Here is a 14,369-nt window from a genome sequence, read left to right on the forward strand (position 1 = left end):
CAAATGCTAAAACTTCGTTGTGCTTACCTCAACGATCTCTTGGCCATTTGAGGCTTTTGCAAAACCGGGATGCTCCCATAAAAGCAGAATTTTCTTAAGAGTGCTAGGCTTTGTTCACTGGAAATGATGCTCTCCAAAAAGGTAGATACATTTGCTTGATTCGGCTTATTAATTATCAATAAAATTGTCCATAAACTTACTCTAAGTTCTGGTATTAATTCCGAATGCTGCAACAGACGCTCCACAGTTTCAGCAGTATCATCAGGAACAGAGAGAACAGATGATTGATGGTTCACTCTAGTTCGCATACGTATTGCAGATGAAAGGACAGCATCGCCCTCATCTATCCTAATGTCTAAGCGGTTACTAGGTACTTGCATTCTAAGGAAGGCTATTATACGGAGACACCTCAACATTAGTATTAATTGCTCCGAAAGTGTCTTTGGTTCTGGCAGATCCCATACAGGTTCTTTACTAGAATGAAAAGGCTCATATCTCCAAGGACTATCAAACATTGTTTCAGCTATTTCTGTTGCTTCACCTTCAGAAAGTGACCAATAATTCAACAACTTTTCAACATATGTGTGTGAACGGAAAAATACCGAAGGTATGTCTTTTTTCCAGTATGACCAGTGACTTTGCAGTCGCTCCACCATCCATGAAGGCTCAGATTCATAGCGCAGCGCAAGGTTCAATGCAGAAAGCACAAAATTTTTCTGTTGAATTTCAAGCAAAGCATCAATTTTCTTCTGAAAGAATTGTGTTGAGCCAAAATGCTGACCATAGAGATTCAAAGAAATTTCCCAACAGGTTTCTGGTAAATCCTTCGAGCTAAGTTTACCTTCTAGAGCGGGGCGGAGAAGGTCGTGCTTGTCTCTTTTAGACAGTTGCCCTGTCAAGGAACTTAGTTTATGCTGCTGTCCCTCTGTTAGCCCTGTTTCCAAAACCTCTAGACCATACTCAATAGCTTCACGCTGAAGGTCACGGTATTCCTTACTGAAAGACCCATCGGCTGCGACTTCTAGAGCAAATCCCGATCCAGGTCGTAAGTAGTGATTTGCAACTTCTCCATCTCTAGGTTGATCTACTTGACGACAGACATATCTAACAATACCATCTGCCTCGTCACCCAATTCACGAACAATGCGACCAGCTAGGAACAAAGCAACATACCGCCAGTGTTCCGAACAAACAATAGACTTCAAATGTTCAAAACGTTCTCGTTTCTTAAATAAGTAAACGGCGGCAAAAAACTCTTGAAAAGAACGCAACTCAAATCCAAATAAGCCGGGTTTAGGTGAAACAATTAATACCAGTCTGTCTTTGGCATCGGTGATAAACTGCTTTACTCTTAAATTAATATCTTTTTGCGATGATTGACTATCTCTTTTTCGCAAAAACTTAAAGATTGATTCCTTTAATTCTTCTTCTGACAAAAGAGATTGAACGTTTTGATTAGAAGCACGACAGTGTAGTAAATAACCGAAGTAGGCATGAAGATTTAGCAAGGTAGTATCATCACTCTTGATAAGATCCTTGTCCTTACTTTTTTCTCGTTTAAGTATGGTATCCCAATATTTATCGAATAAATCTTCTCTTTCTCCTGGGGGACGACCACCATTTTTGATAATCAGTAAGATGATAGTTACTTGTAAGGGAGTTTTTAATAAGGTAGATATCCTTTCATCTTGCTGACATTCTGCTAGTGTACGAATTATCCTATCTCGTTCTTCTTTACGCAAATTTCTGGTCTCTACCCACTTTTCAGCATATTTTTTGACCTGCTTCGAGGACAGAGGTAATAATTCCAAATGTATAAAGCTTTTAGGGTCAAATTGGTCTTCGTATATATTGGGGCGAGAAGTAGCTAGAACTTTTAAATTAATATTTGAGTGTTCTGTCCAATCTAGAAAACTATAAATGCTTGAAAGCATTCGCTCTTGTAAATGAGGGTCTACAACTTCATCCAATCCATCTAAAATTAGGAGGCATTTTTTACACTCAAAAATCTCCTGGATATTTTTAGAAGATATCTCTCCAGGTCGCAAAGCTACATCGCCTATATTCTTAGCGAGGTAAGCCTCGATGCTATCAGAATCAGGTTTGTTAGCAAGCCACTGGGCAAAATACTTCAGTACAACTCTAAAAGGAATGCGTTCAACCTTAATCTGATCCGCAAAATCATAAGATGTACCGAGCCATTTGGCACGATACACTTGAGCAATTTGCTGTCCTAAAGTGGACTTGCCCTGACCAGGACCACCAATAATTACAACTTTAAGCCATTTCTCCTTAAGGAGACATTTCATTGCAGAATAATTATCACTTCCCTCAACCAAGAAGTCATCACGATCGAGTAAAGGAAGTCTACTCCCTGACTGTAAAAATTTTTCTATACTCCAATCACGGGGGTTTATCCTCTTATAGAATTTAACCTCAAGGTCAATAAAAACTTGTTTTAGTTCTGTGCGACGCTCTCCACCTGTTTCCGGTTCGCCAGCTTGATCTAATTCAGCAAATTTATCAGCACTAAAAGATTTAGAAAGATAAGTTTTTATCGTGGACTCAAGTTGTGGAGCTAGTTCTTTTTTAGCACCATCAGATTTCGGTGGAATGCTTACTGATGCGGTTTTGTCAGTTTTAGACTTTTCTGATTTGGGGCGGTTTCCCCAGGCTAACTCCAACTGTCTCAGATTATGCTCTACACGGCTTGCGTGCCAAAGGATAAACGTGAAAGTCCGTATCCCCTGGCTTTTTTCACCAGACGGGCTGTTCTCCCGCACAATGTCTAATTCTTTGAGGTAGTCAATTGTAGTCTGAATTTCAGGTTTTTCTTTCTTTGCTTTGGAGTCACGATTTGAATTGATGCGTTCAGGGTAAAGCAGCCATGCCAGATCCAACAGAGTTGTCCTGATGTCTAACTCAGGGCGATCACTGTTTTCATTTCGCCAATCTGCGGACAAATTGCTGCGACTGTGATTGTTATAAGACACTAGAAACTTTATTAGATGCTTCGCCCGCTTCAGCGGCTCGTCTCCCCAGTTATCCGTCCGCCCCATAGATTTAATTACTTACAGAAGTTTTCTGAACTGGTTTGGGTTAACCCAAGCCTACCCCAAACTGCATATACCCATTCTAAGGAATTTATACAAAAAACGTTTGGGGTAGACCCAAACGCTTCCCAAGCTACATAGCCAGAGTTGATAGGACTTTCAGGCTTTATTGAGCCCCTCTAGGCTTGGGGTACTAAGTGGAGATTACTCTGAGTTTAGTAAGTTAAAGAACCAAGAGGGCTTAAATATGACATCACTGATTAACTACATACAGGTAGCTAAAGACTTTGCTGATTCTTACGGTGTCGATCGCCTGGATCATCTAATGACCTTAGCTCAGGCCGATCCGAATTCGGCCAAGACTCAACCAGTTCCCGCAAGCGATCGCCATAATACCATTTTGCAAGAAGTAGAAGCAGCCGGATTCAAATTGAATCTCAGGCTCAAAAACTTCCTTTTCACTACCAGCGTTGAGGTGGTACGGGATGCAATGGCGGTTGTTGCAGAAAATCAGCAGCGGGGAACGGTGCGGAACCCAGAAGGACTTTTGGTTGAAGCTATCCGCCATCAATGGAAGCCTAATCTCTGGGCCTAAACCTTTCTCTTCGGGACTTACGCAGCATCTCCATAGCTAGTGTTTTGGTTTGCAAGCTGCATAAGTCCTGAATTACCCGATGTCAAATACTCTCTATATCTGCCCGCCTATAGTCCCGAGTTAAATCCAATTGAGAGATTGTGGGAATATGTAAAACTAGACATAAAATGGGAAAACTATTCTAGTTTAGATAAACTTAAACAAAAGGTGGATGTAATTATCAAATCTCTGATAATCGAAGATGTTTTCTCTCTTTGTGGTTGGGATTATATCCTTGAGGCTATATGTAAGTGCAACTTCCTAGTTAATTGGTATAAGTAACGAGAAATATACGAAGAAACCGGGTTTATGATGTCACAAGTGCGATCGCGAACCGAGTTTTTATAATCATACAGAGAAACCCGGTTTCTGAAAAAAAACCGGGTTTCTACCTCTCGTTGGTAAGTCTGGGGAATTATCTTCAATCAGCCGTGCTTAATTCTTCAACTCGCAGCCGATCGCACAAAATTCGCTCGCACACAATCGCACCCGTCTCCGCACTCCTACAAACTTCTAACTGAGCTTCCGGCAGCGCTTCAAACAAAAAACGTTCCCCCGGAAACACTGTCCGCTCAAAATACCAATTAGGAATATTTGTAATGCGAGCGATTTGCACTTTGCTAGTATTATTTAGATACCAACACAAAATGCGCGTATGAGGTTCGGAAATTACCTGAGTCAGTGTCAAATTCATCTTTTTAACTTGTTTGTGCAATTGTGCGATAGAGGCGCGAGAGGCCTAAGCTTATTATAGCAGATTCCCAGTTAAAACAGAATTTTTTATACATTTTTTTTACATTCTTTGGGTTAATTAATAAATTTCTCCGGGGAAACATCAGCGCCTTCCCCCTATTCCCAAGAAGGTGCAAAAGCCGGCATTGCTAAAGTGCAAGATTTCCATCCTCCTCTAACAGGTGCATTCAACAATTGACAGTGACCGACTGAACCTCTTGCCTGTTGGTAGTGACCGCAAAAATTACACTTGGAAGCCGGATTGCAACCGCGATCGCTAATTACAAGGCAGGGCTGCTTTTGGGTTTGGTTGCGCTCGATAGTTAAAGTGTTCATTAAATTACTTTTTAAATGTTCAGTCTTAAGTATGACGGCTGAAGTGCAGTCGTGGCCTCTATCTGAAGGCTTACTTTGCCTTAAGTTTTGTTGAGGGATCGATAGAAAATATATTATTTTTGACAGTATAAAGCGAGGGAGCAATTTAATTTGCTTCCGATCGCATTGGCGGCCCCGGCTTTACTGCCACTCGCGCTTGCCGGGGGGTATACTTCCTCAGACAGAGCTAATTATTTTCGCCTAACTGGCTGAACAAATCGGCTAAAATTGTATTAGAAAATAAAAAACCTTCCGGATCGCTCAACCTCAAATTGCCCGAAAGCGGCAGTTTCGCGGCCTCGCCGAAAGTTGCGTGAAGCGGAGCTATCCCGTAGGGAATCGCCTCATCCTCCGTGATAATTTCCACCCATCCTTGCCGCCAGTAGGGCTGCAAACAACGCCAAATTTTATCAACCGTTTGCTGACTAAACTTTTGAGTCAGCGCCGACAGGCTAACTCCTTCTGCTAAACGCAAACCTAGCATCAGCGTTTCTAACAAAACGTCATTTTCTGAGACGGGAAAATTTTGCTCAATTGCTGGGTAAATATCCTGCTGGGTTTCCCCCCCAATTTTAGGAGTTGCTGGGGAATTGAGGCCAGAGATCGATCGCACCCACTGATAATATTCTTGAGTTTTGCGAGGTCTAGTCAACCTCCGGCCTTCCACGTAACTCGCCGCCCCCATTCCCAAACCGTAATAAGGGCGATTTTCCCAATAAACGCGGTTGTGGCGGCACTGATAGCCATCGCGAGCGTAATTAGAAATTTCGTAATGTTCGTAGCCAGCACCCGTCAGAATTTCCCGCGCTAAACGGTACATTCCAGCAGCGGTTTCATCTGCTGGTAGCGGCTGCGCGCCTGCTTCAAAGTAGCGCCCGAAAGCAGTTCCCTGCTCAACAATTAAGTCGTAACTCGACAGGTGAGTCGGGGAAATTTCCACTGCCGATTTCAGGGAGGCTTCCCACTGTTCTAAAGTTTGGTGAGGCAGTCCCGAAATTAGGTCTAAACTGAAATTGACAATACCAGCCGATCGCACTATTTCCACTGCTTCAAAAATATCAGCGACAGAGTGCGATCGTCCGCAAGCTTGCAGCAATTCATCCTGAAAAGCTTGCACTCCCAAACTAACTCGATTTACTCCCGCCGCTGCATATCCCCGCAACTGTTCTAAAGTAAACGTACCCGGATCTATTTCTATAGAAATTTCCGCCCCAGCATCAATCCCAAATTTGCCGTCGAGAGTCTCTAAAATATTGCTCAACTGACTGACAGAAAGCAGCGAAGGCGTGCCGCCACCAAAAAAAACTGTTTTCAGAGATGCGCCTAAATTTTTAGTTTCTTGAATTTCTTGACACAGTACAGCAACGTATTGCACAATTGTGCCGGAATTCTCGCCATTTTTGCGATCGCCCACCACAAAAACCGGAAAATCGCAGTAGTAACAGCGGCGGCGACAAAAAGGTATGTGCAGGTAAGCCGAACTGGGAATCCCGGAATTTGCCGCTTGCACACTTTTTTTTAATTCAAATGTTAAATAATCTGTGGGAGGGTTCATTACATATCAAGCCGAAAGCGCAACTTCAAATCTAAAGTTTTAATTAAACAATCATGAATAATTATGTATATTATGACATTTTCTTACCAAAAAAGCGCTGCGAACGATGGCGTCCCGCCCCGCAAGCTACGGCTCTTTTAATTTAACGTCGTACCGGTTTAGATCGGCCACCATTCCCGGACATCCCGCATGGCGGTCTATTCGCACCTCGTGCCTGCTTGCGGTGGGGCGTGGTAAATTCCGAGCGACTCCCTGGCACATCCCCCAAAGGGTACAACCGCGAAATATAAGTTTATGAAAATTCCTGAGTAAATATGGCGATATCCGACCAAAGCATGAAAACAAGTATCAGCACCGGAAAGATATAATGTGAATAAATTCATTAACCTAGAACTAATGCTAGACGCAATCATAATTATCTCATTCGTAATCGCAGGCGGAGGCATTGGCTATTACGGAGTCGAACTCCTGCCGACAGAGCTGCTGGAGCAAGTTACAAATATACAAGGTTTAAGTTCTGTACTAGGTTCCTTTGGAGCATTAATCGGCTTCGTGCTGGGATTAGTGGCTCAAACAACCTACCGGCGCCTGGAAAAACAAGTCCGCGATATGCCAGTGGAGATGCTGCTGACGCGGGCGATCGGCTTAATCATCGGACTGCTAGTAGCAAACTTAATGCTGGCTCCGCTATTCTTGCTGCCGATTCCCCGCGAGTTCGGTTTCATCAAACCTCTAGTCGCAGTCTTGGGTAGCGTCATGTTCGGCTTCACAGGCGTCAGTTTGACCGACACCCACGGCCGCGCTTTCTTGCGGCTGATCAACCCCAAAAGCTTTGACACGGTGTTGGTAGCCGAAGGAACATTCAAACCAGCCTCTGCCAAAGTTGTCGATACTAGCTGCATTATTGACGGCCGGATCGAAAACCTGTTAGAAACAGGTTTCCTCGAAGGTCAAATTATTATCCCGCAATTCATACTCCAAGAACTGCAACTGATAGCTGATTCCGCCAACGATCAAAAGCGAGTGCGCGGGCGCCGCGGCTTAGATGTACTCAACCGCATCAAAGAAACATATCCAGAACGCATTCAAATTCACTCGGCTGACTACGAAGATATTGCCACAGTCGATGCGAAATTAGTCCGCTTCGCCTTGGATATCGACGGCATTTTGCTCACCAACGATTACAACTTGTCGAAAGTAGCTACCGTCCAAAAACTGCCGGTTTTGAATATCAACGACTTGACTCATGCGGTGCGCCCGACTTATTTGCCGGGAGATACGATCGAACTAAAAATCCGCAAAGAAGGCAAAGAACCCTCTCAGGGAATCGGTTACTTGGATGACGGCACAATGGTTGTCGTAGAAGCAGGAAGCAGCTATGTCGGCGGCGAAGCCAGAGTCGTAGTTACCAGCGCCCTGCAAACCAGCGCCGGCCGCATGATATTCGCCCGCCCTCAAGAGTCCGTTATTGTTTGAAACTGAGTAACAATGGCCAGGGCAATCAGAATCAAATATTGCGATCGCTGTTCCCAATCTGCCCCGACTCTCTACCGCGCCCGGTATGACGAGTCGGGGCAGTGGTTTTTTTTATGTCTTAAATGTTGGGAATCGGTAAGTAAAAACAATCCTTTTTACTTCTACGGCGGCACTTGGAAAGCCAGCAAGAAAAAATAGCCATTACCAGCTTCTTCTTCTATTCTCTTCCTTCGCGTCCTTCGCGTCTTCGCGGTTCAATCATATCAACATCAGTGATTCAGGAGTAATTAAAATCAACCAATCTCGATCGCATCTTCATACAATGTCTCTATCGCACAGCTAAAATTAACGCTAGCAAACTGAACTTCTTGCCCTTGAGTGTAAGGATAAAGCACCCACAAACCCTCTGCATTCCGACGAAAACACTCTACACTAACTCTTTCTTGATTGATTAATACATACTCTTGCAAACTTTCAGAAGTGCGGTAATCAGCAAATTTATCGCCTCTGTCAAAAGCCGCTGTTGTCGGCGATAAAACTTCCACAATTAAGCAGGGGTAGATAATGAAATCTTCAGCAGTATTTCTGTCCCGTTCATCGCAAGTCACCGCTACATCGGGATAGTAAAAAAAATTAGATGTCTCCTTCCGAACTTTCATATCTGCGATGTAAGGTATGCAGCCACTTCCCCGAAGATGATTTCTCAACAGTGCAAACACATTTCCGGAAATGATGACATGAGCTTTGCTTGCCCCTGCCATTGCATAGATTTCACCTTGCCTGTACTCGTGTTTGATCGGACTGACTTTCTCAGCGGCTAAATAATCTTCAGGAGAGACGTAGGTGTCGCTTTTACTTGCAACCATATAATTTGGAGGTTGGTGAGGACTACACAATTATAGCCGATCGCCCTTTTTCACCTTTCCCCCAAAATTTTAACGTCGGCGCGGGGCCGGAAGCCTCGCGCTATTGCCATTTTGCGGTTGCGGTTTTTCTTGCAGCTTCATCGTCAAACTAACCCGCTTTAACTTCTCATTCACCTCCAAAACCCGCACTTTCACCACTTGTCCGACTTTAACAATCTGTTTGGGGTCATCTACGAAGCGATCGGCTAATTGAGAAATATGAACCAAACCATCTTGGTGCACTCCCACATCAACAAAGGCTCCAAAGTTAGCTACATTCGTGATTATGCCTTCTAATTCCATCCCAACTTGCAAGTCGGAGATTTCTTTGATTCCTGCTTGGAAAGTGGCATATTTAAACTCGGCTCGCGGGTCTCTTCCCGGTTTTTCTAGTTCGGAAATAATGTCTCTGAGTGTTGGTTCTCCGACTTTTTCGGTGACATATTTCTTGATGTTTACAGTCTTGATTTTTTCCGATATTTGTGTTATCCCTGTCAGCGGCAAGTCTAAATCCTTGGCGATCGCCTGCACTACAGGATAACTTTCTGGATGAACTGCTGTATTGTCCAAGGGGTTTTCGCCGCCGCGAATGCGGAGAAACCCGGCGGCTTGTTCAAAAGCTTTTGGCCCGAGTTTGGGAACTTTCAGGAGTTGGCGGCGATTTTTAAATGCGCCGTTTTCGTTGCGGTAATTGACGATATTTTTGGCAACAGTTGCCGTCATTCCCGATACAAATGTCAGCAGTTCTTTCGAGGCTGTGTTTAAGTCAACTCCGACATAATTAACGCAGCTTTCGACTGTTTCGTCGAGTTTCTTTTTGAGCAGTTTTTGGTCAACATCGTGCTGGTATTGGCCGACTCCTATTGATTTCGGGTCGATTTTCACGAGTTCGGCGAGGGGATCTTGCAAGCGCCGTCCGATGCTGACTGCGCCACGAACGGTGATGTCGAGATCGGGAAATTCGGCGATCGCCACTTCGCTTGCGGAATAAATCGATGCACCGGATTCATTCACCATGACTTTAATCGGTTTCCTGTCCATTTCTGCCAAAACTTCCGAAACAAATTCGTCTGTTTCGCGGGAAGCTGTACCGTTGCCGATCGCGATTAATTCAATTTTATATTTTTCAATTAAATGCTTGACAATTTTACCAGCTTGCTGGCGCTGAGCGGCTGCTTGGTGGGGAAAAATTGCTTGATATTCTAAAAATTGCCCGGTTTCATCGAGGGCCGAAACTTTACACCCGGTGCGAAATCCCGGATCGATCGCCAGTGTGGGTTTCATTCCCGCCGGCGCCGACAGCAGCAACTCGCGGAGGTTGGTTTCAAAAGTGGCAATGGACTCGATATCAGCGACGGCTTTGTTGTGCGATCGTACTTCTGTAATTAACGAAGTCTTCATCAGTCGGTTGAAGGCATCCTTCAAGGTCGATCGATAAAACTCTTTAACTTCCGGTATCCTAGTTCTAATTTCCTGACCTTCCAAATAAGCCATTACTGCGGATTCATCAAAAGCCAGTTCCAAATCTAAAACCCCTTCCGTTTCCCCGCGAAACAGCGCTAACATATTGTGCGACTGAACGCTTCTCGCTGCAACTTGATAATTGCGGTACATTTCAAATTTAGTGCTTCCTTCCGGGAAATCATCTTTTATTTTCGAGACAAAAACTCCGGTTTTCATCAAAAATTCTCGCAAATAAGCCCGCAATTCTGCTTTTTCCGAAACCGCTTCCGCCAAAATATCCGCAGCACCTTTGAGAGCTTCTTCTGCTGTCTTCACTCCCTTTTCTTCGGAAATGTATTTAGCTGCTTCCGCCTCAAAGTCTGCTGGTTTAGCCGTCGGTAAGTTCAGACCTTTGATAAAATTCGCCAGCGGTTCCAAACCTTTTTCCCTAGCAATTGTCGCTCGCGTCCGCCGCTTGGGTTTGTAAGGCAGATAAAGGTCTTCGAGTTCGTTTTTTTGCAAACACAATTCGATTTTAGATTGCAGTTCTTCTGTGAGTTTTCCCTGAGAGCTAATCGTATCTAAAATCGACTTTTTGCGCTCTTCAATTTCCGTCAGATAGGTGAAGCGATCTGATATATCCCGCAACTGAATTTCATTCAGCAAATCCGTGCGTTCTTTGCGGTACCGGGCAATAAACGGAATAGTTGCTCCCTCTGCGAAAAGTTCCAGAGCATTATTGACTTGAGACAGATTAATGGAAAGTTCTTGAGCAATCAGTTGAGGAATGTCGATCATAGTGCAGAATTTCGGATCAGTCGATTTTAGATTTTAGATTTTAGATTTTAGATTTTAGATTAACTTCACAGCACAGAGGAAGAAAAGGGAATCATCCCATTTTTGTTAAAATCCTTTTCTAGGAGTGCGATCGTCCCGCACAGCAAAGCCGATATATCTCGCTTCTAGCTCTCCGGCTTGCATTCCTGTGAAAGCTCTCATTGGGATGTTCCCGTGATGTTAGCATAAATGCAGTCATTTCTCAATATTATATGTTTCCTTTTAAATATCCTGTGCCGCAAACAGATCCGCCGCGATCGCCCAGAGAAACGCTGCCGACGATGTATGATTTACCCAGCGAAGACCCGGAGGAACCTGGTTTGCCTGACGAATTTCACGATTTACAGCCGCAGTTGTTGAGCCTGACGTTTCGGCCTCGGAATTATCCGGCTTCTGAGATATTTAGCGGCACCGACATGAACCTTTATTATGACGTGCATCACACTCTGTGGCACAAGCGGCCGGATTGGTTTGGAGTTGTGGGAGTTCCCCGACTTTACGATCGATCCGAACTGCGGATGAGTTATGTTACTTGGCAGGAAGGCGTGAATCCTTTTGTAATTGTAGAACTGCTTTCGCCGGGAACGGAAAAAGAAGATTTAGGCGACAATACCGATGAGGAAAAATTGCCACTTCAGTCGGGAAACGCTGCGGGTAACGGGCAAGTTTTGGATCGGGAGACGAAGGAGGAACCGCCTAGAAAATGGGAGGTTTACGAGCAAATTTTGCGGGTTCCTATTTATGCCGTCTTCAGCCGCTATACTAACAGGTTGCGAGTGTTTGAATTGAAGGGCGGACACTATCAAGAATTAGAATTGCCCGAGTCGCGAGTGTGGATTGCTGATCTAAGTTTGGGCTTGGGTTTGTGGCAAGGAGAGTTTCAGGGAATCGATCGACTGTGGCTGCGCTGGTATGATGTTGATGGCAATTGGATTCTGACTGAAGCGGAACAGCAACGGCAGCGGGCCGAGTCAGCGGAATCTAGGGCTCAACAAGCGGAAGCTCAATTGCAGTCTTTAATTCGGCGGCTGCGGGAATCTGGCATCGATCCCGATCGATTTTTAAACGGTTAGAGAGCACTGAAGTCCTGACTAAAAACGGGTTCGCAGTCAGGACTGGAGTTTTTTTTACTTCACAAGAAGACTGAAAGCCTCACTATACACAGGCTTTAACATTCGATCAAAACTTGATTGGTTGCGGCTTGTTTGTTGGTTGGTGGTACTCTTTTCGGTCAAGTCATCGGTATCGAGAGAGTAATGCAAATAAGCTTTACCGACAGAACCGAAAAGTTGCAGTTTGTCAGAAATGACCCATCGCATGGCATCGATAGCTTTTTCCATTATTTCCAACAAATCCGGATCTGACAAAGAAATGCTACTTTTTAACACGCCCATATAAGCTTCGCGAACTTCTGTATTCACATTAAATTTCGATACTCCGAATTCAATACATTGATGAATCATTGATTCCGGCAAACCGCTAGCACCGTGCATCACTAACGGCACTGAAACAGCAGCCCGGATTTTTGCCAGACGCGGAAAATCAAGTTTTGGTTCGCTTAAATATTTGCCGTGAACGTTACCAATTGTTACGGCTAAAAAATCCACCTTAGTTTCTTTGATAAACTCTACTGCTGCTACTGGATCGGTCATTTTTGCGGCTTTCTCATCGATGGTCAAACCGTATTCCCTGCCACTAATTCTGCCGATTTCTGATTCCACTGCCGCACCGTTAGCGTGGGCTAATTTAGTCATTTCCCGGCTAAATATTAAGTTTTGTTCGTATGGCAAAAAAGAACCGTCTGCCATAATTGATTTAATGCCCGCAGCTAAGCCGAGGTGAATGTCTTTTTCTGAGGTGCCGTGATCTAAGTGTACTGCGATCGGCATTAAAGATTTGCGGGCCGCTTTGATGCACAGCGCGACTAAAGGCGATTTGCCGTATTGGAGGGCGCTGGGGTGAATTTGCAGTATAGCAGGACTGTCCAGCGCTTCGGCCGCATTGATGACGGCTTTTACTCCTTCGAGGTTGTAGACGTTAAAAGCGCCGATCGCATAACCATTTCTCAATGCCGTGTTCAGCAATTCGCTAGTAGACGCGAGCATATAGTACCTACTTTAAAAACTTTTGTGAATGTCGATCATTCTATCAAAGTTTAAGGGCAAGCTCTGCTTAATTTGTGTTTATTTTAATTGCGAATTCTTCGGCTAACATTTATTCGCCATGTCGCTCATTATATCAAATTTCAAGGGCAAGCTCTGCTTAATTTGTGTTTATTTTAATTGCGAATTCTTCGGCTACGATTTATGTGAAGTGCATTTATTCTTGGGTAAGGTGCGCCTAGCGCACCCTACTATTTGTTTGGTGAGCCTAGCCCACCTTACTTACTCCTTGAGTGATTTACTATGTTTGTGCGTTACCAGCGTGCAAACCGCACTCTTTTACGGTCGCTTCTTCCCACCACCAGCGACCTTCGCGTTCGTGTTGGTTCGGCAATATCGGCTTCGTACAAGGTTCGCAACCAATACTTACAAAACCGCGTTCGTGCAACTTGTTGTAAGGCACATCCAAAGCGCGAATGTATTCCCAAACCTCTGCCGAAGACCAGTTTGCTAAGGGGTTGAATTTAATTAATTCATGGTCAGGAGTTGAGAATGCAGTGTCAACTTCAATAACCGGAATACCGTTGCGGGTACTGGGACTTTGGTCTTTGCGCTGACCGGTAATCCAAGCATCGAGAGTATTCAGTTTGCGGCGCAGCGGCTTGACTTTCCGCACGCCACAGCATTCTTTGTGACCGTCTTGATAAAAACTAAACAATCCCTTTTCTTCTACTAGGGCTTGTACTTCTGCTGCATCGGGAAACATTACTTCTAATTTAATGCCGTAATGTTTTCTGACTTGATCCAAAAACTGATAGGTTTCTGAGTGCAGTCGTCCGGTGTCTAGGGTGAAAACGCGGAAATTTTTGGTAATTTTTGAGGCAATATCGATCAGAACTACATCTTCTGCACCGCTGAAAGAAATTGAGATATTGTCAAAATTTTCTAGGGCAAATTTGATAATTTCTCGCGGGGTTTTTTGACTGTATTCTGCTTCTAGGGCGGCAATGTTGAGATTTCTTTGGATGGCAACCATATTTTCGGGTCTGAGCGTGTTCTTTTCCTCTAGCCCTTTATTATAGCCGATCGCCGTCTCTCCCTCACCGACTAATTTGACAATCAAGCAATTTCGTCCGGGGCCGCCGGATTCATCCGTGAAGCGAGAAAAAAGCTCCGACTGCTCATCACCAGCCCCCGGATTTATCAGTGTGAGCGCTTCTTCTATTCTAAAATCTAAAATCTAAAATCTAAAATCGA

At 44.3% G+C, this 14,369-nt stretch carries 13 protein-coding genes; 5 read left to right on the plus strand and 8 right to left on the minus strand.

Annotation, left to right across the window (positions count from 1 at the left end; genetic code table 11):
- Positions 1–23: 23 nt before the first annotated feature.
- On the minus strand, positions 24–3,059 hold the full coding sequence (locus QUB06_RS29030; protein ID WP_333438227.1) for an NACHT domain-containing protein: 3,036 nt from the start codon (positions 3,057–3,059) through the stop codon (positions 24–26).
- A gap of 241 nt (positions 3,060–3,300) precedes the next feature.
- Between QUB06_RS29030 and QUB06_RS29035 the strand changes: the two genes are divergently transcribed.
- Both QUB06_RS29035 and QUB06_RS34810 read left to right on the plus strand, forming a co-directional pair.
- On the plus strand, positions 3,301–3,648 hold the full coding sequence (locus QUB06_RS29035; RefSeq protein ID WP_333438228.1) for a hypothetical protein: 348 nt from the start codon (positions 3,301–3,303) through the stop codon (positions 3,646–3,648).
- 39 nt (positions 3,649–3,687) lie between these two features.
- Entirely contained in the window at positions 3,688–3,969 is a 282-nt protein-coding gene (locus tag QUB06_RS34810; RefSeq protein ID WP_445251432.1) for a transposase, read from the plus strand.
- Positions 3,970–4,108: 139 nt separating this feature from the next.
- On the opposite strand, the gene QUB06_RS29040 is transcribed toward QUB06_RS34810, so the two are convergent.
- The 3 genes from QUB06_RS29040 to hemW all read right to left on the minus strand — a co-directional run bounded on the left by QUB06_RS29040 (position 4,109) and on the right by hemW (position 6,349).
- Positions 4,109–4,381 (minus strand): DUF1830 domain-containing protein, encoded by a 273-nt coding sequence (locus QUB06_RS29040; protein ID WP_333438229.1) that lies wholly within the window; start codon positions 4,379–4,381, stop codon positions 4,109–4,111.
- Positions 4,382–4,536: 155 nt separating this feature from the next.
- Positions 4,537–4,755: a hypothetical protein gene (locus QUB06_RS29045; protein WP_333438230.1), complete on the minus strand. Its 219-nt coding sequence runs from the start codon at positions 4,753–4,755 to the stop codon at positions 4,537–4,539.
- A gap of 226 nt (positions 4,756–4,981) precedes the next feature.
- Entirely contained in the window at positions 4,982–6,349 is a 1,368-nt protein-coding gene (gene hemW, locus QUB06_RS29050; protein ID WP_333438231.1) for a radical SAM family heme chaperone HemW, read from the minus strand.
- 396 nt (positions 6,350–6,745) lie between these two features.
- Here hemW and QUB06_RS29055 point away from each other — a divergent pair, with 396 nt between their 5' ends.
- A complete protein-coding gene (locus QUB06_RS29055; RefSeq protein WP_333438232.1) occupies positions 6,746–7,825 on the plus strand; it encodes a PIN/TRAM domain-containing protein in 1,080 nt (359 codons plus the stop codon).
- 12 nt (positions 7,826–7,837) lie between these two features.
- Complete coding sequence (locus QUB06_RS29060) at positions 7,838–8,023, plus strand: hypothetical protein (RefSeq protein ID WP_333211282.1); 186 nt, start codon at positions 7,838–7,840, stop codon at positions 8,021–8,023.
- A gap of 95 nt (positions 8,024–8,118) precedes the next feature.
- On the opposite strand, the gene QUB06_RS29065 is transcribed toward QUB06_RS29060, so the two are convergent.
- Positions 8,119–8,691 carry a Uma2 family endonuclease gene (locus QUB06_RS29065; protein WP_333438233.1) on the minus strand — a complete coding sequence of 191 codons (573 nt, stop codon included), beginning with the start codon at positions 8,689–8,691 and terminating at the stop codon, positions 8,119–8,121.
- A 69-nt stretch (positions 8,692–8,760) separates the two neighbouring features.
- Positions 8,761–10,971 carry a Tex family protein gene (locus QUB06_RS29070; protein ID WP_333438234.1) on the minus strand — a complete coding sequence of 737 codons (2,211 nt, stop codon included), beginning with the start codon at positions 10,969–10,971 and terminating at the stop codon, positions 8,761–8,763.
- Between the two features lie 251 nt (positions 10,972–11,222).
- Here QUB06_RS29070 and QUB06_RS29075 point away from each other — a divergent pair, with 251 nt between their 5' ends.
- The gene (locus tag QUB06_RS29075) at positions 11,223–12,083 is read left to right on the plus strand and encodes a Uma2 family endonuclease (protein ID WP_333438235.1); all 861 of its coding nucleotides are present in this window, start codon (positions 11,223–11,225) and stop codon (positions 12,081–12,083) included.
- A 54-nt stretch (positions 12,084–12,137) separates the two neighbouring features.
- Here QUB06_RS29075 and QUB06_RS29080 read toward each other — a convergent pair whose 3' ends face one another.
- Positions 12,138–13,115 (minus strand): class II fructose-bisphosphate aldolase, encoded by a 978-nt coding sequence (locus QUB06_RS29080; RefSeq protein WP_333438236.1) that lies wholly within the window; start codon positions 13,113–13,115, stop codon positions 12,138–12,140.
- A gap of 298 nt (positions 13,116–13,413) precedes the next feature.
- Entirely contained in the window at positions 13,414–14,235 is an 822-nt protein-coding gene (locus QUB06_RS29085; protein WP_333438237.1) for a phosphoadenylyl-sulfate reductase, read from the minus strand.
- Positions 14,236–14,369 lie beyond the last annotated feature (134 nt).

This window comes from Microcoleus sp. D2_18a_D3 (assembly GCF_036702455.1).
GTDB lineage: Bacteria > Cyanobacteriota > Cyanobacteriia > Cyanobacteriales > Microcoleaceae > Microcoleus.